20 protein-coding genes and 1 tRNA gene are annotated in these 17906 nt (G+C 65.3%); 15 read left to right on the top strand and 6 right to left on the bottom strand.

The window, feature by feature from the left end; genetic code table 11:
• Positions 1–63 precede the first annotated feature (63 nt).
• The 9 genes from C8J43_RS09310 to C8J43_RS09275 all read left to right on the top strand — a co-directional run bounded on the left by C8J43_RS09310 (position 64) and on the right by C8J43_RS09275 (position 8173).
• Positions 64–429, top strand: coding sequence for a CsbD family protein (locus C8J43_RS09310; protein ID WP_133030612.1), 366 nt, complete (start codon positions 64–66; stop codon positions 427–429).
• A 58-nt stretch (positions 430–487) separates the two neighbouring features.
• Positions 488–1966 carry a PAS domain S-box protein gene (locus tag C8J43_RS09305; RefSeq protein WP_243645483.1) on the top strand — a complete coding sequence of 493 codons (1479 nt, stop codon included), beginning with the start codon at positions 488–490 and terminating at the stop codon, positions 1964–1966.
• A complete protein-coding gene (locus tag C8J43_RS21885) occupies positions 1963–2136 on the top strand; it encodes a hypothetical protein (protein ID WP_165899582.1) in 174 nt (57 codons plus the stop codon). The genes C8J43_RS09305 and C8J43_RS21885 overlap by 4 nt, the downstream gene beginning before the upstream one ends.
• Positions 2137–2171: 35 nt before the next feature.
• On the top strand, positions 2172–3050 hold the full coding sequence (locus C8J43_RS09300; RefSeq protein WP_133030610.1) for a hypothetical protein: 879 nt from the start codon (positions 2172–2174) through the stop codon (positions 3048–3050).
• A gap of 465 nt (positions 3051–3515) precedes the next feature.
• Positions 3516–4805 carry an MFS transporter gene (locus C8J43_RS09295; protein ID WP_207893349.1) on the top strand — a complete coding sequence of 430 codons (1290 nt, stop codon included), beginning with the start codon at positions 3516–3518 and terminating at the stop codon, positions 4803–4805.
• Entirely contained in the window at positions 4802–5920 is a 1119-nt protein-coding gene (locus C8J43_RS09290) for a metallophosphoesterase (protein WP_133030608.1), read from the top strand. The genes C8J43_RS09295 and C8J43_RS09290 overlap by 4 nt, the downstream gene beginning before the upstream one ends.
• The gene (locus tag C8J43_RS09285; RefSeq protein WP_133030607.1) at positions 5917–7167 is read left to right on the top strand and encodes an arsenic transporter; all 1251 of its coding nucleotides are present in this window, start codon (positions 5917–5919) and stop codon (positions 7165–7167) included. Before C8J43_RS09290 ends, C8J43_RS09285 begins: the two co-directional genes overlap by 4 nt.
• Positions 7164–7544 (top strand): hypothetical protein, encoded by a 381-nt coding sequence (locus C8J43_RS09280; RefSeq protein WP_133030606.1) that lies wholly within the window; start codon positions 7164–7166, stop codon positions 7542–7544. The genes C8J43_RS09285 and C8J43_RS09280 overlap by 4 nt, the downstream gene beginning before the upstream one ends.
• The gene (locus C8J43_RS09275) at positions 7541–8173 is read left to right on the top strand and encodes a DedA family protein (RefSeq protein ID WP_133030605.1); all 633 of its coding nucleotides are present in this window, start codon (positions 7541–7543) and stop codon (positions 8171–8173) included. Before C8J43_RS09280 ends, C8J43_RS09275 begins: the two co-directional genes overlap by 4 nt.
• 13 nt (positions 8174–8186) lie before the next feature.
• Here the strand turns inward: C8J43_RS09275 and C8J43_RS09270 are convergent.
• Positions 8187–8260, bottom strand: a tRNA-Gly gene (locus C8J43_RS09270).
• Positions 8261–8403: 143 nt separating this feature from the next.
• Here C8J43_RS09270 and C8J43_RS09265 point away from each other — a divergent pair.
• The gene (locus tag C8J43_RS09265) at positions 8404–8820 is read left to right on the top strand and encodes an HIRAN domain-containing protein (protein WP_133030604.1); all 417 of its coding nucleotides are present in this window, start codon (positions 8404–8406) and stop codon (positions 8818–8820) included.
• A 143-nt stretch (positions 8821–8963) separates the two neighbouring features.
• On the opposite strand, the gene C8J43_RS09260 is transcribed toward C8J43_RS09265, so the two are convergent.
• The gene (locus tag C8J43_RS09260; RefSeq protein WP_133030603.1) at positions 8964–9722 is read right to left on the bottom strand and encodes a molybdopterin-binding protein; all 759 of its coding nucleotides are present in this window, start codon (positions 9720–9722) and stop codon (positions 8964–8966) included.
• 51 nt (positions 9723–9773) lie between these two features.
• On the opposite strand from C8J43_RS09260, the gene map reads away from it, so the two are divergent.
• Positions 9774–10601 (top strand): type I methionyl aminopeptidase, encoded by an 828-nt coding sequence (gene map, locus C8J43_RS09255; protein ID WP_133030602.1) that lies wholly within the window; start codon positions 9774–9776, stop codon positions 10599–10601.
• Positions 10602–10618: 17 nt separating this feature from the next.
• Here the strand turns inward: map and C8J43_RS09250 are convergent, their stop codons facing one another.
• Together C8J43_RS09250 and C8J43_RS09245 are read right to left on the bottom strand one after the other, a co-directional pair.
• The gene (locus C8J43_RS09250; protein WP_133030601.1) at positions 10619–11158 is read right to left on the bottom strand and encodes a hypothetical protein; all 540 of its coding nucleotides are present in this window, start codon (positions 11156–11158) and stop codon (positions 10619–10621) included.
• Between the two features lie 4 nt (positions 11159–11162).
• Entirely contained in the window at positions 11163–11552 is a 390-nt protein-coding gene (locus C8J43_RS09245; protein WP_165899581.1) for a DUF3592 domain-containing protein, read from the bottom strand.
• Between the two features lie 143 nt (positions 11553–11695).
• On the opposite strand from C8J43_RS09245, the gene purL reads away from it, so the two are divergent.
• From purL to bfr, 4 genes are all read left to right on the top strand, one after another.
• Positions 11696–13924 (top strand): phosphoribosylformylglycinamidine synthase subunit PurL, encoded by a 2229-nt coding sequence (gene purL / locus C8J43_RS09240; protein WP_133030599.1) that lies wholly within the window; start codon positions 11696–11698, stop codon positions 13922–13924.
• A gap of 972 nt (positions 13925–14896) precedes the next feature.
• Positions 14897–16153, top strand: coding sequence for a DUF418 domain-containing protein (locus tag C8J43_RS09235; RefSeq protein ID WP_133030598.1), 1257 nt, complete (start codon positions 14897–14899; stop codon positions 16151–16153).
• Positions 16154–16228: 75 nt separating this feature from the next.
• A complete protein-coding gene (locus C8J43_RS22300; RefSeq protein WP_082441433.1) occupies positions 16229–16399 on the top strand; it encodes a (2Fe-2S)-binding protein in 171 nt (56 codons plus the stop codon).
• 103 nt (positions 16400–16502) lie between these two features.
• A complete protein-coding gene (bfr, locus tag C8J43_RS09225) occupies positions 16503–17018 on the top strand; it encodes a bacterioferritin (protein WP_093399561.1) in 516 nt (171 codons plus the stop codon).
• Between the two features lie 146 nt (positions 17019–17164).
• Here the strand turns inward: bfr and C8J43_RS09220 are convergent, their stop codons facing one another.
• Both C8J43_RS09220 and C8J43_RS09215 read right to left on the bottom strand, forming a co-directional pair.
• A complete protein-coding gene (locus tag C8J43_RS09220) occupies positions 17165–17602 on the bottom strand; it encodes an Hpt domain-containing protein (protein ID WP_121884635.1) in 438 nt (145 codons plus the stop codon).
• Positions 17603–17685: 83 nt separating this feature from the next.
• Positions 17686–17895 carry a sulfurtransferase TusA family protein gene (locus C8J43_RS09215; RefSeq protein ID WP_133030597.1) on the bottom strand — a complete coding sequence of 70 codons (210 nt, stop codon included), beginning with the start codon at positions 17893–17895 and terminating at the stop codon, positions 17686–17688.
• Positions 17896–17906 lie beyond the last annotated feature (11 nt).

Genomic DNA, 17906 nt, shown 5'->3' with positions numbered 1-17906 from the left:
TCCGTCTCACCGCGGCGTGCTCGTCAGAGCCGCTCGCGACTTATTCCAACAAAGGACACCAGCATGAACAAGGACGAATTCCAGGGCGGTGCACGCTATGTCGGCGGCAAGGTCGAAAAGGCCATCGGCGATACGGTGAGCAGCCGCGACTGGCAGGTCGACGGCGTCGTCGACCAGGTCGCGGGCGGCGCGCAGAATTTGTACGGCCGCGCAAAGTCGGCGGTCGAGGACATCGTCGACGGAGCGCCCGAACTCGCCGACAAGCTTGGCAGCGAGGCCCGTCAGGCCGCCGATCGCACCGCCGAGGTTGCCCGCCAGGGCGCACGGACCGCGCAGGATTCGGCCAAGGACGCACCTTTGCTCTGGGCACTGGGTGCGGCGGCGATCGGCTACGGCCTCGCCTGGCTCGTTCACGGCCAGCGCGACTAAGCCTGTGACGTTGGTCCCGGTCCTCAAATCGCTTCGCGACTCCGCGGATCTGCGTCATTTGCGCCAGATCATCGCGGGGCTCGACGAAGGCGTGATCCTGATCGATCCCGATCAGTCGATCCTGTGGGCGAACGCTGCGGCGCTTGCGATGCACGGGGTGGAGTCAGTCGAGGATATCGGGGCCGATGTCGACGATTATCGCGGACGGTTTCAACTGCGGTATCGCAACAACCACCGACTGAGTGGTGCCGACTACCCGATCGAACGCGTCGTGTCGGGCGAGGCGTTCTCACAGGTCGTGGTCGAGGTCGCGGTTGCCGGAGAGGACGACCCTCGCTGGGTCCACCAGGTCCGCAGCCTCGTCCTGACCGACGACGATGACGCGCCCGAATGTCTCGTCCTGATCATTCAGGACGTGTCGGCGCAGTTCGAGGCGGAAGACCGGTTCGAACAGTCGTTCAACGCGAACCCCGCGCCCGCGGTGATCTGTCGCCTCAGCGATCTCAGGTTCGTGAAGGTCAACCAGGGGTTCGTCGAGATGACGGGCCACGACAAGGCCAATGTGCTGTCGCGCACCGTCTACGACATCGACGTGCTCGAACGCGCCGAAAAGCGCGACCTCGCCAAACAGCGGCTGTCCGAAGGCCGCACCATCCCGCAGATGGAGGCCGAACTCGACCTGCCGGACGGCACGACCAAGCTCGTCATCGTCGGGGGCCAGCCGATCGACATGGGCGATCAGCCCTGCATGCTGTTCACCTTCGCGGACCTCGAACCGCGTCGCAAGGCCGAGACCGCGCTGCGCCAGAGCGAAGAGCGGTTCATGCGGACCTTCTCGCTCGCTCCCGTGGCGCTGGCGATCGGTTCGCTCGACGGCCACCGCCTGTGCGACGTCAACGAGGCGTTCACCGCCCTCACCGGCTATGCGTCGCAGGAGATCATCGGCCGCCCGCTCGGCGAGGTCGGACTGTGGGAAACGCCTGCGCTCCGGACCGCGATCGAGGCGGACATCGACGCGGGCGTGGCGATCCGCGACCGCGAGACCCGCATCCGCGAGAAGGACGGCGACGTCCTCGACTGCATGATCTCGGCAGAGCCGATCCATCTCGGCGACGAACCCTGCGTGCTGTGGGCGATGCGCGACATCAGCACGCGCAAGGCGTCCGAACGCGAGCTGGTCAACGCGATCGAAGCGGTGATGAAGGACACGAGCTGGCTGAGCCGGTCGATCATGGAAAAGCTCGCCCGGATCAGAACCCCGGAAGCGACACCGCTGGGCGTCGGGCTCGACGAACTGACACCGCGCGAGCGCGAGGTGCTGGCGCTGATCTGTCGCGGTCTCGACGACAAGTCGATCGCCCGTACGCTCGACGTCTCGGGCAACACGGTGCGCAATCACGTCGCACGGATCTATTCGAAGATCGGCGTCAACCGTCGCAACGCGGCCGCCGCCTGGGCGCGCGCGCGCGGGTTCGACGGCGACTCGATGCCGCCGCCGCAGCGCCCCGTCGCGCCCGCCAAGGAGATGGCAGCATGACCAGCAAGAAAGACGAGGCCGTGGTCCGCCAGACCAAGGGGTCCGTCCAGGAAGCCATCGGCAAGATCATCGGCGACGTCGCTGTGGAAAAGCAGGGCTCACGCGAGAGCAAGGCCGGCGCGAAGCAAGCGGACGCCGAGACCCCCATCGATCCGAACGACAAGACCTAAGCGTTCGTCGAAACTTAGAATCAACAGGAGTGACTATGGCTATCGATACGACAACCGGCATTTTGCCGGAGCATGACGCGCGCTTTGTGAAAACGCCCTCCCGCATCTCGTGGGGCGCGATCTTTGCCGGCGTGGTGATCGCGATCGCGGTGCAACTCGTCCTCGGCATCCTCGGTACGGGCATCGGGCTCACCATGGTCGATCCGGTCGAGGGCACCACGCCCGGCGCAGCCGGCTTCGGGATCGGCGCAGGGATCTACTGGATCATCACGACGATCATCGCGCTCGGCGCCGGCGGCTATTCCGCCGCCCGTCTCGCCGGTGTCCATGACCGCTTCGACGGCCTGGTCCACGGGCTGGTCGTGTGGGGCGTGACGCTGATCCTGACGCTGTACCTCCTCACCTCGGCAGTCGGTGGCATTATCGGCGGTGCCTTCCGCACCGTCGGTTCGGTCGCGACCGCCGCCGGTAGCGGCATCGGTGCCGCAGCCCCCAAGGTCGCCGACGTCGCTGGCGTCGACACCGGCGATGTCCGCGACGAGGCGTCGGCCTATCTGTCGACGGCACCGTCGGATCCCGCCCAGATGACTCCCGAGCAGGCGCAAAAGGAAATCGCCAAGGAACTGCCCGCCCTTGCCCGCGGTGGTCAGGACGGCGCGCAGGCTGAAAGCCAGATCGTCGACATCGTCGCCGCGCAGCGCAAGATTAGCCGTCCGGAGGCACAGGCTCAGGTGACGCGCGCCAAGGCGCAGTTCGTCAAGACCAAGGACAACGCGATCCAGACCGCCAAGTCCGCGACCGACAAGGCCGCCGGTGCCGCCGCCGGAACCTCGTTCATGGTCGTGATCGCGCTGCTAATCGGCGCCGCCGCAGCGGGCTTCGGGGCGACGGCCGCCACGCGCCGCCGAGTCTGATTTCGACACTTGATATCGATGAGGACGGTATCCGCCAGACTGATACCGCCCTCGTTCGATCGACAATATGACGAGGATATCCTGCGCCGCTGCCGATTACCTCGTGCAGCGGCGTAGTCGTATGGGGACCCCGCCAAAGCAGCGACGCACGCCGATCTCTGTTTGCCACGTGGTCAGTTCTGAAGATAACCTAGAGTCTACAAATACAACTTCATGTCAAGCACTACGATATCCTCCAGCATTTGTACCATTTATCGGCTCTTATAGATTTTATCTTACAGTATTAATAAAATTAAACCCAACCTGAACGAACACATTCAGCCTTGCGTGCCATCACTCCGGTATGCCGAACTCTACCAAGCCATTCAGCTCGGTACGGTTTGATGAAAAGATGTTCACGCTGGAACTTACCGTCTTCAAATCGTCTTTCCGACCCCGACTGAAGCGATGCGAGGACGTGCACACATGGCAAGCAAGGCGCTGACGCCCTCCGGCGAACGGCAAAGCGATGCCAGTCGCGCGAAGACGGCGCTCCAATCGCTCAATTTCTTCATGGCGGACATGCAGGCGGGCATCGGCCCGTTCCTCGGCGTGTTCCTTCAGCAGCGCGGCTGGTCGACCGGTCCGATCGGCACGGTGATGACCGCGGGCGGCGTCGCCGGGATGATCATGACGGTCCCGGCCGGCGCGTTCATCGACCATACCGAGAAGAAGCGGATGGTCGTGATCGTCACGGGCATCTGCACGGTGATGGCGTCGTTCCTGATCCTGCTGTCGCAATCCGCCTGGGTCGTCACCGTCAGCCAGGTCGCGACCGCGATCGCCGGCGCCGCGATCGGCCCCGCGGTCGCGGGCATGACGCTCGGCGTCGTCCGCCAGCGCGGCTTCAACGCGCAGAACGGCCGCAACCAGGCCTGGAACCACGCCGGCAACATGATCGGCGCGGGACTGTCCGGCTATCTGGGCTGGAAATTCGGCATGCCGGCGATCTTCTATCTCGCCGCAGTGTTCGGCGTCCTCGCGATTACCAGCGTGCTGATGATCCCCGAAAAGGCGATCGACCACCGCGTCGCACGCGGTCTCGAAGCCGCCGACGACGATACCGGTAGCGAGGGAGAAAGCGGCAAGGTTGAAGGCTTCAAGGCGCTGCTCCGCAACAAGCCCATGCTGATCCTGGCCGCCGCCCTCGCCTGTTTCCATCTCGGCAATGGTGCGATGCTGCCGCTCTACGGACTGGCGGTGGTCGGCGCGGGCAAGGGCAACGCCGCGCTCTTCACTGCGGAGACCGTCGTCGTCGCGCAGGCGGTGATGATCGTCGCGTCGTTGCTGGCGATGCGGATGTCGGCAGGCAAGGGCTATTGGCTGGTGCTGCTGATCTCGTTCGCCGCGCTGCCGTTGCGCGGGTTCCTTGCCGGCACCTTCATCGAACATTGGGGCGTCTGGCCGGTCCAGGCGCTCGACGGGATCGGCGCGGGATTGCAGAGCGTCGCGGTGCCGGGACTTGTCGCGTGCCTGCTAGACGGTACCGGCCGCGTGAACGTCGGCCAGGGGGCCGTGATGACCGTGCAGGGCGTCGGCGCCTCGCTCAGCCCGGCGATCGGCGGCTGGCTCGCGCAGGAACTCGGCTACAATATTGCCTTCTATATCCTCGGCAGCTTCGCGATCGTCAGCGTCGCGCTGTGGGTCGGGTTCGCGGGAACCCTGCGCCCCGCCTGTTCGGGGTCGCGGTCGCAGCATAAGGAACAAATCGCATGACGCCCTCGCTCACCTGGGTCCATATCGGCGATCTCCACATGGACGAGGCGAACGGCTGGCAGAGCCGCGACCGGCTCGCCGCGATCGTCGCCGAGATCAACGCGCATATCGGCGACGCCGCTGATTTCGTCTATTTGCCCGGCGACAACGCGAACCACGCGACCGCCGAGCAATACCGCGTCATCACCGGCACGCTCGCGCCGCTGTCGCTCCCCTACCGCGTCATCCCCGGCGATCATGATTTCGAGCTCGGCGATCTCGCGAATTACGAGGCCGCTTTCCCCAAGGCGAACCGGCCCGAAGCGGAGGTCATTGCCGGCCATCGCTGCATCTTTCTCGACATCATTTCGGCCGGCGCGGGCGGTCCCGATTTCCGGCTGACGATGCACCATCGCAACCGCCTGCTCGAAGAACTCGCGCGCGCCGAAGCCGAGGGCCAGACCCCGGTCGTCTTCATGCACGCCTATCCCGGCGATCTCGCCGCCGATGGCGAGGACATCGCCCGCACACTGGCCGACGCGCGAGTCGCGTTCGTCGACACCGGCCACACGCATTACAACGAACTGCTCAACGACGGCCGCGTGATCTACGGCGCGACCCGCTCGACCGGCGAGATCGAGGAGGGCGGCGGCAAGCCCGGCTTCTCGATCACGACGATCCATGGTCGCGTCCCGAGCTGGCGGTTCAAGGAAACCGGCGGCGATTGGCCGTTCGTCCAGATCGTCGCACCCGCCGACCTCCGCCTGGTCACGCGTCCCGCCGATCCGACGCAGGTTCCGCGCCCCGGCGAGGTCGAGATCGTCGCCAAGCTGTTCGGCGCCACGTCCGAGACTGTCACGCTGTCGGTCGATGGCACCGCGCACGCGATGATCGCGACGCCCGGCACTGCATTCTGGACGGCCCGAGTCCCGCTGGACGCCGGACTACACCGAGTGGGAGTTTCCGTCGGCACGGATCGCGACGTGATCGACATTCTCGTCCGCGGCGAAAAGGACATTCCCCGTCGCGGCATGCCGATCGCGCCGGGACGCGATATCCACAGTATCGGACCCTGGCCCGAACACGGTATCGAAGCGTCCAGGCTCGGCCCCAACAAGAACGGAAAGCATTGGTGATACTGGCGACGGGCGCGACTTGGGGGATTTGCGCCGCCTCGACCGCCGCGGTGATCGCGCGACCGTTCCGCTGGCCTGAGGCGATCTGGGCGGTCGCCGGTGCCGCGCTGTTGCTGCTGTTCGGCCTGATGCCCTTCCCCGCGGCGCTGCATGCGGTCGAAAAGGGCATGGACGTCTATCTGTTCCTGATCGGCATGATGCTGCTGAGCGAGACCGCGCGCGCCGAAGGGCTGTTCGACTGGGTTGCGGCCACCGCGGCGATCCACGCCAAGGGATCGCGCGCGCGCCTGTTCGCGCTGGTCTACGTCACCGGGATCGTCACCACGACGTTCCTGTCCAACGATGCGACCGCGGTCGTGCTGACCCCGGCGGTGTATGCGGCGGCGAAGAAGGCGAAGGCGGACCCGCTGCCGCTGTTGTTCGCGTGCGCGCTGATCGCCAACGCGGCGAGCTTCGTGCTGCCGATCTCCAACCCCGCCAACCTCGTGCTCTACGGGGGCAAGATGCCGCCGCTCGGCCAGTGGTTCGCCTCGTTCGCGCTGCCGTCGCTCGCCTCGATCCTCGTCACCTTCCTCGTCCTGCGCTGGCTCGAGCGCAAGCGACTGGCGGGCGAGTGCGTCAGCGATGTCGAGCGCACGCCGCTGACCGCCGGCGGCAAGGCCGCGTTCGTCGGGATCGTCGCGACCGCAGTCGTGCTGTTGGTCGTCTCCGCGCTCGACATGGAACTGGGCCTGCCGACCGCGATCGCCGGGATCGTCACGACGCTGGCGGTGTCGGCGATCGCCAAGTCGTCGCCGCTGAAACTCGCGCGCGAGATCTCGTGGAGCGTACTGCCGCTCGTCGCCGGCCTGTTCGTGCTGGTCGAGGCGCTCGACCTGACCGGCGTGATTGCAGAGGTCGCACAATTCCTGCGAACGCTGTCGGTCGATCCCGCCCACGGTGCGGCAATCTCGGGGACGATCCTCGCCTTCGGGTCGAACCTGATGAACAATCTCCCCGCCGGCCTCGTCGCGAGCACCGCAGTCGCGCAGGCGCATCCGCCGCGGCTGATCGTCGACGGCCTTCTGATCGGCGTAGACCTCGGCCCTAACCTGTCAATCACCGGCAGCCTCGCGACGATCCTGTGGTTGCAGGCGATTCGTCGCGAGGGCGAGGATGTCGGCTTCTGGCGGTTCCTGAAGGTCGGCGCGGTCGCGATGCCGCTTGCGTTGCTCGCCGCGCTCGGCACGCGTATCGCGCTCGGATGACCCGCACCCGCCCCTGGCGCAAAGTCCTGATCGCGCTGTTCGTCGCCGTCGTGGCGTTTACCGGCTATCACGCGGTCCGCACCGTCAGCGACGCGATCTACTGGAACGCGCACCGTGACGAGCCGATCGAACGCTGGATGACGATCGGCTATGTCGCGCATTCCTATCACGTGCCCCCGCACATCCTGCATCAGGCGCTGAACCTGCAACCCGCCCCCGACCACCGTACGCTCGGCCGGATCGCGCGGCAGAGCGGCCGGTCGATGACGCAGGTCGAGGCCAAGCTCACCTACGCGATCGTCCATGCGCGCCCGCCCTACCCGCCGCCCGGCCCGCCGCCACGACCGTTCCAGCCTGCGCCGTCGCCCAAACCGTGACGGAACAGCTTCTCGAACTGCTGACCACCTACGGCCTGCCCGCGCTGTTCGGCGCGATGGTGCTCGCCGCCGCGGGCATGCCGTTCCCGAGTTCGCTCACGCTGGTCGCGATGGGATCGTTCGTTGCGCAGGGCGAGCTGTCATTCTGGCCCGTGGTGTTCGCTGGCGCTACCGGCGCGATCGTCGGCGACCAGATCGGCTATGCGTTCGGTCGCTACGGCGGCCGCCCGCTCCTCGCGGCGGTGACGCGGCGGATCGGCGGCGCGGACAAGGTCGAGCAGGCTGAGGCCTATTCGCGCAAATGGGCAGGCTGGGGCATCTTCTTCAGCCGCTGGCTGATCGGGCCGCTCGGACCGTGGATCAACGTCACCAGCGGCCTTACCGAATATCCGTGGATGCGGTTCATCGCGCTCGATGTCGCGGGCGAATTCCTGTGGCTGCTGATCTACGTGTCGCTCGGCCGCGCGTTCAGCGATCAGGTTCAGACGATCGCGAGCCTGCTCGGCAACCTCACCTGGGTCATCGTCGGGGTGCTCGTCGCCGGACTGCTCGGCTGGAAGCTGTTCGCGAAATCGTCGAACGGCGAGACCGCCCCGGAATCCGACGAACGGACCGCAACGAAACGCTGATGCTGGCATGATGTGGAGCGGGTGAAGGGAATCGAACCCTCGTCACTTGCTTGGGAAGCAAAAGCTCTACCATTGAGCTACACCCGCATAGCCTTGAGATTACCGCGTAATGTCAGGCACCGGCGGTTGCTGTGCAGCACGCCGATGCCCCGCCTCTATCCGCTGCCCGTGACCGGCGCAAGAGTCCCTTTTGCGCATGCGGCGCTGCGCTTTCCTGTTACGGTGAGAGCATGGACGAACTGACGCTCAGCGTGGTCGGCATCGACTTTCCCAATGCGGACCGGAGCAAGAGCAACCGGCGCATGGAACTGCTGCTCTGCGCGCCCGGCGAACCGGTCGACCTCCGCAGCGAGCCCAAGAACCCGCACGACGCCAACGCGGTGGCGGTGTTCAGCGCACGCGGTATCCAGATGGGCTATCTTTCTGCCGAGCGCGCACCGCTGATCGGCCGACGGATGCAGCAGGAGGAGCATGTCGCGGTGTTCCAGGCACTGACGGGCAGCATGGGCTACGTCCGCATTCGATTCGGCGGCGGCGCCCCAAGCTTGCCGAATCCAGAAGCGCCCACGCCTGCAAGATCTCGCGCGGCTACGTTCGACCCCGACGCCTTCTACCCCGATCCCGAAGGACCCGAATGGGGCGCATGACCGCAAACCTCTGACCCTCCCCCGCCAGGGGGAGGTGGCCGGCGCTTGCCGGACGGAGGGGGCGGCCACGCAACGGAGGTCATCGCCCCCCTCCGTCGCTAACGCGCCACCTCCCCCTAGCGGGGGAAGATACTCGAATAGCCTTAGATCGCCTGCCCGCTGACCGTCCGCCCGGTCGCTTCGAGATCGCGCGTCAGGTCGGCGAGGCAGCGGTCGACCAGCGCCTCGTCCGAACTCCGCACGACGAAGTTCGCGCCCGTCCTGCCATCGCGAAAGAACGGATAGCTGCCGATCGCGACGCCCTCGTGTGTCTTCTCGGCGTCGCGCAGGATATCGGCGACCTCACTCTCCGCGACCCAGCACCCGATCGTCTTCGACACAACCGGGCGTCCGCCCTCAAGCGTCCCCGTCAATGCGTCGAGCATCCCCGCGGTAATGTGCGGCACGCCCGCCATGATGAAGATGTTGCCGATCTTGATCCCCGGTGCGCCCGACACCTTGTTGTCGATCAGGTCCGCCCCGACCGGCACCCGCGCCATCCGTGCGCGCGCCTCGGTAAGCCCGCCGCGCGTCGCGTAATACGCCTCCAGCACGGCCATCGCACGCGGATGATGCTCGACCGCGACGCCCAGCGCCTCGGCGATCGCGTCCACCGTGATGTCGTCGTGCGTCGGCCCGATCCCGCCGGTCGTGAACAGGTAATCGTTGCGCGCGCGCAGGATGTCGACCGCCTCGACGATCGCCTCGGTCTTGTCGGCGACCACGCGCACCTCGGCGAGGCGGATGCCCTGCACGTTGAGCCAGGCCGCGATCTGCGCGACGTTCTTGTCCTGCGTGCGGCCCGACAGGATCTCGTCGCCGATGATCGTCAGCGCGGCCGTCCAGATGCGTTCCTCTACCATGCCCCTCGCATAGCCTCGCAAAACCGCGCCCGCCACGCTATATCGCGCGTCATGACCGAATATGTAACCGTCACCTCGGACCAGCCCGACGCGCGCACCGGCGCGATCAAGCTGCACGGCCCCGCCGCCTTCGAAGGCATGATGAAGGCGGGCAGGCTCGCCGCCGAAACGCTCGACATGATCGTACCGCACATGGTGCCCGGCGTGACCACCGCCGAGATCGACCGGCTGATCTACGACTTCATCGTCGCCGGCGGCGGCGTCCCCGCGACGCTCGGCTATCGCGGCTACACGCACAGCGTCTGCATCTCGATCAACCATGTCGTCTGCCACGGCATCCCGAGCGAGAAGACGCTGAAATCGGGCGACATCGTCAACGTCGACGTCACGCCTTTGCTCGACGGCTGGCACGGCGACACGAGCCGGATGTACCTGATCGGCGACGTCCCAATCAAGGCGCGGCGCCTCGTCGAAGTCACCTACGAATGCCTGATGATCGGCATCGAGCACGCCAAGCCCGGCAACCGCATGGGCGACGTCGCCAACGCGATCCAGCGTCACGCGGAGAAGCACCGCTACGGCGTGGTCCGCGATTTCTGCGGCCACGGCGTCGGCCGGCTGTTCCACGACGCCCCCGAAGTTGTCCATGTCGGCAAGCCCGGCACCGGCCCCGAGCTTCGCTCCGGCATGATCTTCACGATCGAGCCGATGATCAACATCGGCCGCCCCGACGTAAAGCTGCTCGACGACGGCTGGACCGCGGTGACGCGCGACCGCTCGTTGTCCGCGCAGTTCGAGCATTCGATCGGCATAACGGAAGACGGCTGCGAGATCTTCACGCTGAGCCCCAAGGGGTACACGCAGCCGCCTTACGGCTGATCAGGCCGGCAAATGGTCTACCGCATATACCCCACGAGCCCGGCTATGCCGCCGCCGGCCTGAACACCAACATTCAGGCCGCCAAAAATTACGGCCCCCGCAGCATCGGCGATCGCACGGCTAGTCAACATCGAGAGCGCCGGGTTTGTAATACCGGCAAGAAGCATAACCGGGTTTATGCCGAACAGCATGCCGTCGACGGCGGCGCCACCAATCAATCCCAGGCCGCCTTCGACAAATACAACTGCGCCCCGAATGTCATCCGCTGTCAGATCTCGGTTCCCCAGCTTGGCCGAACGAAAAACCCAGCCGACGCTCGGGAAGTCCTTGGTCGACACGGCGCCCGCAACGTTTTTGCCTCGGATCGCCACTTTGGGCATTTTAGGTATCTTGAACCCTGCCGACCATCCTGCGCCTAGTCCGCCAAAGACAAAACGCTCGACGTTGCCCTTCGGCGACTTCAGAAAAATCGCTCCACCCGAGACGGCGACGATGGCTATACCGATGCCGCCTGTTGCTCCGGTTTCATAAGTCCATTTGCTCGGCTCGAAGAACATTCGGTTACCCTTTCCGGCTGGACAACCATTGAACTGCACCAAGGACGGCTAGACCGCCACCAATGAAAGCCAGTAGCAGCGGCACGGCATACAGCGCGCCAAATCGATCAATGGACGCTGATCCCGCAGGATTGGCTTCATCGTATCGCACTCTAACCTTGTCGCCGACGGCGTATCCCCAGATCAAGCCACCTTGCGGATAGCTCACCGGGACACCGGTCCGTGTGACGAACGCTATCTCGGGATGGCTCCCACCGGCGTTCAATCGAGCTACCCGCCCATCGGCAACCACGCTGCCGCGAACGAAGCGTGCGATACTGACCGTCGCAGTTGCCGCGCTAGCCAGCAGCAAAAGACCGACGAGCAGGAAGACGACGCCTTTTACCTTTTCCATGAAATCTTTTATCATTCCGTGGGTGGAGGGCAACGGATAATTGCAATCGCCGATACAGAGCGTCCGTCCCTCTCCCCATTCGGTCCCACTCGACAGGGAACATCTGCTGGCAACGCCGGGCTACCCCCGCTAAAGCCCGCCCCATGACCGAGATCACACCGCAGATCGTCGCCGACCACGGCCTGTCCCCCGAAGAATATGAGCGCGTCCTGCGCGCCATCGGCCGCGAGCCGAACATGGTCGAGCTCGGCATCTTCTCGGTCATGTGGTCCGAGCATTGCAGCTACAAATCCAGCAAGATCCACCTGATGAAGCTGCCCACCAAGGGTCCGCGCGTTATCTGCGGCCCGGGCGAGAATGCCGGCGTCGTCGATATCGGCGACAATCAGGCGGCGATCTTCAAGATGGAGAGCCACAACCACCCGTCCTACATCGAGCCGTACCAGGGTGCTGCGACCGGCGTCGGCGGCATCCTGCGCGACGTCTTCACGATGGGCGCGCGACCGATCGCCAACCTCAACGCGCTCCGCTTCGGCCGCCCCGATCACCCCAAGATGCGCCACCTGATCTCGGGCGTGGTCCACGGCATCGGCGGCTACGGCAATTGCGTCGGCGTCCCGACCGTCGGCGGCGAAGTGAACTTCCACTCGGCCTATGACGGCAACATCCTGGTCAACGCGATGACCGTCGGGATCGCCGATCAGGACAAGATCTTTTATTCCGCCGCGAGCGGCATCGGCAATCCGATCGTCTATGTCGGCAGCAAGACCGGCCGCGACGGCATCCACGGCGCGACGATGGCCTCGGCCGATTTCGGCGAGGATTCGGACGCCAAGCGTCCGACCGTCCAGGTCGGCGATCCCTTCACCGAGAAGCTGCTGATCGAAGCCTGCCTCGAACTGATGGCCACCGACGTGATCGTCGCGATCCAGGACATGGGCGCCGCCGGCCTCACCTCGTCCGCGGTCGAGATGGCGTCGAAGGGCGGCGTCGGCATCGAACTGACGATGGACGACGTGCCGCAGCGCGAGACCGGCATGACGCCGTACGAGATGATGCTCTCGGAATCGCAGGAACGCATGCTGATGGTCCTGAAGCCCGGTCGCGAAGCCGAGGCCGAGGCCATCTTCAAGAAGTGGGAGCTCGATTTCGCGGTCATCGGCCGCGTTACCGACACCGGCCGGATGGTGCTGACGTTCAAGGGCGAGACCGTCTGCGACATCCCGCTCGGACCTTTGGCTGACGAAGCCCCGCTCTACGATCGCCCGCACGTCCCGACGCCCAAGCCCGCGCCGCTTGAAAACGCACCGCACAGCAGCGACATCGCCGCCGACCTGCTAACGCTGATGGGCTCCCCCGACATCGCCTCGCGCCGCTGGATCTGGGAGCAGTACGATCACATGGTCGGCGCCGACACGGTGCAGCGCCCCGGTGGCGACGCCGCGGTCGTCCGCGTCCACGGCACGCAGAAGGCGCTGGCGATGACCACCGACTGCACGCCGCGTTACTGTTTCGCCGACCCGGTCGAGGGCGGCAAGCAGGCCGTCGCCGAAGCGTGGCGCAACCTGACCGCGGTCGGCGCGCTGCCCTTGGCGGTGACCAACTGCCTCAACTTCGCCAACCCGCAGCGCCCCGAGATCATGGGGCAAATCGTCGGCTGCCTCGAAGGCATGAGCGACGCCTGTATCGCGCTCGACTTCCCGATCGTGTCGGGCAACGTCTCGCTCTACAATGAATCGAAGGCAACGGGCGGTGGCTCGGCGATCCTGCCGACGCCGGCGATCGGCGCGATCGGGTTGCTGGCGGACTGGCAGAAGAATGCGACGATCGCGTTCAAGGGCTCGGGCGACATCATCCTCGCGGTCGGCACGCGCGGCGGCCATCTCGGCCAGTCGCTCTGGCTGCGCGAATGCCACGGCCGCGAACAGCTCGACGCCGGCCCGCCCCCACCCGTCGATCTCGCCGCCGAACGCCGTGTCGGCGACCTGATCCGCGAAGCGATCGCGCTGGGCCAGCTGACCGCGGTTCACGACGTGTCCGACGGCGGCATCGCCGTGACGCTTGCCGAGATGGCGCTCGCCGGCGGTATCGGCGCGATGATCGACCGCAAGCAACCGTTCGACTGCGCACGCTCGTTCTTCGCCGAGGACCAGGGCGTCTATATCGTCACGGTCGACGACCATTCGCTGCTCGACTTCCTCGGCGCGGCGCACGCTGCCGACGTCGAGGCCGAACCCCTGGGTCGCACCGGCGGCAAGCGCCTGATCTTCGAACGCCCCGACCGCGACGACGTCATCGCACTTGATACGTTGCGCACGGCGCACGAGGGGTTCTTCCCGAAGCTGATGGGGGTCGACGCGGCACTGGCTTAAGGCAACGCGGCGGCGGGCGAACTGAAACGCAGTCCGCTGCCGGCGACCGCTGATTGCCACTGCCCGCCCTCACACGCACCACCCCGGCGGAGGCCGGGGCCCAGTTGGGAAGGCCGAGGTAATTGAGCACCGCGCTCATCATCACCGTTTCCCAACTGGGCCCCGGCCTCCGCCGGGGTGGTGGATTGAGAGCGGGGATAGCCTTAAACGCAGCATGTTTCCCCGCGAAGGCGGGGACCCAGTCTGGGCTCCCGCCTTCGCGGGAGAACAAGGAGCGGAGAGGTGTCGTTCGATCAAGCTCACGTCGGGTTTGACTACCTCCCCCTCTCCGTCATCCCAGCGGAAGCTGGGATCTCCCGCACCGGGCCGCAGCGCTAGCAAACGGGGATACCCCAGCGTTCGCTGGGGTGACGGGGGTGGATCGGCTTCGGGTGCGACAGCCGAGGAGGACAACAGGCGAGGTACGGCGGGGTATTGCGCAGGAACGACAGGTCAAGCAGATGACCGACCGACTGGCCGACGCACCAAGCCGCGAGGCTTCTGACGCCGAGATGCCCCTCAAAGCGGCCTGTCCTACACCACCCCGATATGCCAGCGTCGAACCATGACAGAAGCATTCCAAGCCTACAGCGCTACCAATACACGTCGACCGGATCCGAGCGTCGATCGAGCACCACCTGCGTTGGGCCGGCCCAGCCGAGTCCGCCACTCTTGCAACGCCGCCGAGCGCGATCATGCCGCCTGCCAGCGTGTGCTACGGCCTCACGGAAATGCTGCGCGAGCGTCTACACTTCCTATACTTCACTTTTCCCGCAAGCCCTCTGCCCCCGCCAGAACCGCCACGCTCGACCCCATCCGTGGCGTCACCGTCGCCAGTACGCTAGCAGTCGAAATTGCCTCCTCCCAGGCGATGCGCCGCTCCCGTGAGATGCTGCGCGAGCGTCTACACTTCCTATACTTCACTCTGCCCGCATGACCCCCGCCCCCATCAGAATCGCGACGCTAGACCTCATCCGAGGCGTCGCCGTCATGGGCATTCTCGCATCAAACATCGCCGCATTCGGCTTCCCCGAGTTCGCCTACATGACCCCCGCCTCGATGGGCTGGCCAAGCACGACAGACCTCATCGCCTGGACCACGACCTTCATCGTCATCGACGGCAAGATGCGCGGGTTGTTCTCGTTCCTGTTCGGCGCGTCGATGTTGCTGGTCATCGACCGGGCCGAGGCAAATGGCGAGGACCCGGCGACCGTCCACCTGCGCCGCATGGCGTGGCTGTTCGTGTTCGGCATCGCGCATCTGTACCTGCTGTGGTGGGGCGACATCCTCGCGCACTACGCGCTGGTCGGCGCGATCGCGTACATGTTCGCGCGGTTGCCGGTGCGCTGGCTGATCGGCGTCGGGCTCGCCTGTATCGCGTTCCAGACAGTAGAGCTGACGACGCTCGTCGCCTACACGTTCGACCTCCACGGCGCCGCGCTCCGGCCGGGCGCAACGGCGCGAGTCATCACGAACTGGCAGCTGTTGGCGGATCAATTCGGCCAGCCCTCCCCCGCCTCCGTCACCCGCGAACTCGCCATCGGTCGTGGCGGATGGCGCGATCTGGTCGCGTGGCGCTGGACGCACGCCGCTGGGCCGATCACGTCGCTGACCGCCACTGGTCCGGAAACGCTAGGCTTCATGCTGTTCGGCATGGCGGGGCTGCGATCGGGGTTCCTGACGGGGGAATGGTCGCGGCGACGCTACACCGTGATTGCGGTCGTCGGGATCGGACTCGGCTGGATCTGCTATGCGACCATTGCGGCGTTCGACATCGCCCACGGGTTCGACGCACGCTATGTCGCGCTGTCGTGGCTCGCGCTCGCAACCCCGCTTCGGCCACTGACGATCATGGGGTACGCCGCGGCAATCATCCTGCTCGCACGGCCCGGCGGCTGGCTGACGACCCGAGCCGCGGCGGCAGGTCGAATGGCGTTCTCCAACTATCTCGGCACGACCGTCCTCTGCACCACCCTGTTCTACGGCTATGGTTTCGGACTGTACGGCGACCTCTCCCGCGCCCAGCTCTACCTGGTCGTCGCACCGATCTGCCTGCTGATGCTCCTCTGGTCGAAGCCATGGCTCGATCGGTTCCGCTATGGTCCGCTCGAATGGCTGTGGCGCAGCCTGTCGCGATTCGCGTGGCAGCCGATGCGCGGTTCGGCGTTCACGACGAACCGATCGGACTAGTTGCGAATAAGACGCAAAACAGCTTGCGAGTGGTTCGCATTATCCGTATCCCGTGCTTACAGCTAGGGAGTTCCCATGGTCGTCTGCGTTTGCAATGCCATACGAGAATCCGACGTTCGCAACTGCGCACGCGGCGGTTGCACTACACCGTGCCAGGCCTTCCGTTCGATGGGCCGCAAACCCAAATGCGGGCAGTGCACATCGATAGCGCGAGCGATTATCGACGAGGAACGCGCCGCTGCATAAGCGTCGCAACAGCTAAGAAAGCCCGGAAAACCGCCATTTTTGGGGGTTGTGCTAATCTGTGTCAGCCCGCTACATGCTCCTCAGAGGTGACGGAGATATGGCCATGCGCGGCGACCCACAAGTAATCGAATTCCTGAACGAGGCGCTCAAGAACGAGCTGACCGCGGTCAATCAATATTGGCTCCATTACCGGATGCTCGAGCATTGGGGCGTCTACAAGCTCGCCCAGTACGAGCGGATGGAATCGATCGACGAGATGAAGCACGCCGACTGGCTGTCGGAGCGCATCCTGTTCCTCGACGGCCTGCCGAACTTCCAGCTGCTCGGCCGCCTTCGCATCGGCGAGACTGTCGAGGAGGTCCTGAAGTCGGATCTGGCGCTCGAAGTCGAGGCGACCGTCCAGCTCAAGGGCGCGATCGCGTACTGCGAAGAGGTCAAGGATTACATCAGCCGCGACCTGTTCGCGCGCATCCTCGCCAGCGAGGAAGAGCATGTCGACACGCTCGAGCGCCAGTTCGAGATGATCGCGCGGATGGGCATCCACAACTACATTCAGCTCAACTCGATCTCGGAGCATGATTCGCCTAAGGCGGGCGCGGCTCCGTATCTGAAGGGGTGATCTAGTCCCCGTCGTCCTGACGAAAGCCAGGATCGAGAGCCGAAGGTGCGTATCCTTGCGGCTCTGGATCCCAGCTTTCGCAGGGATGACGGATTTGGTTCATTGTCTTCTTGTCGAGGGCTTCGATGAGACACGAACCGACGGCGTTATTCTTCGCCGAAGCCGGTCGGGACGGCTCGGCGACCGAAGCCGACAGCGGTGGGCTTGCGCGCGACGATCGGGTTGGCTTCGCGCTCCAACAACGTCAGCGTCTCCCTGAACAACGGCCGCAACCGAACGATATGCTCCAGCGCCTCGTCCGGCGTATCCTGCATTTCGACACATTCGCGCGCGATGACCTCGATCGCTTCGGCCAGATCGGCGAGCGGCTCGGCCCCGAACTGCAGCGCTTCGCCCTTGAGCGTGTGCGCCGGAATCACCATTGCCGCCGCATTGAGCGATCGCATCGCCGCTTCGATCGCCGCGACCGACTTCACGCCGTCCTCGCGGAAATAACCGAGAATACGGCCAAATCCCGCACCCAGCTCACTGCGCGCCTGCGAAAACGCCGGCCAGTTGATCACGGTGCTTCCTTCGAACGACACTGTCGCCTTCTCCCGTTGAGCAATAGCGCCATGAAGATCAGAACCGCATCTTACCCGGTTCTGGTAAATACAATGTTCTCATACTACCGACAAGTTACGACATACGTCCGGTAAGTTTCATCCAAAATGATCTCGATCGTCGCATCGTTCGCTTCGGCAACCGCCGCAAGTTCGGTCGACGCCTGCGGATCGTCGGCAAGGATCTCGGCGATCCGCGCGCCATCACGCAGCCCGCGGGCAAGCCGCACCGCCGGCCAGGGGCAGCGCATACCCCGGGCGTCGATGCGGACCATGCCGGACACCA

The sequence above is a fragment of the Sphingomonas sp. PP-CE-1G-424 genome, from assembly GCF_004341085.1.
Lineage (GTDB): Bacteria > Pseudomonadota > Alphaproteobacteria > Sphingomonadales > Sphingomonadaceae > Sphingomonas.
Note: the sequence above shows the minus strand (reverse complement) of the source record. Positions and strands in the feature narration are given on the sequence as shown.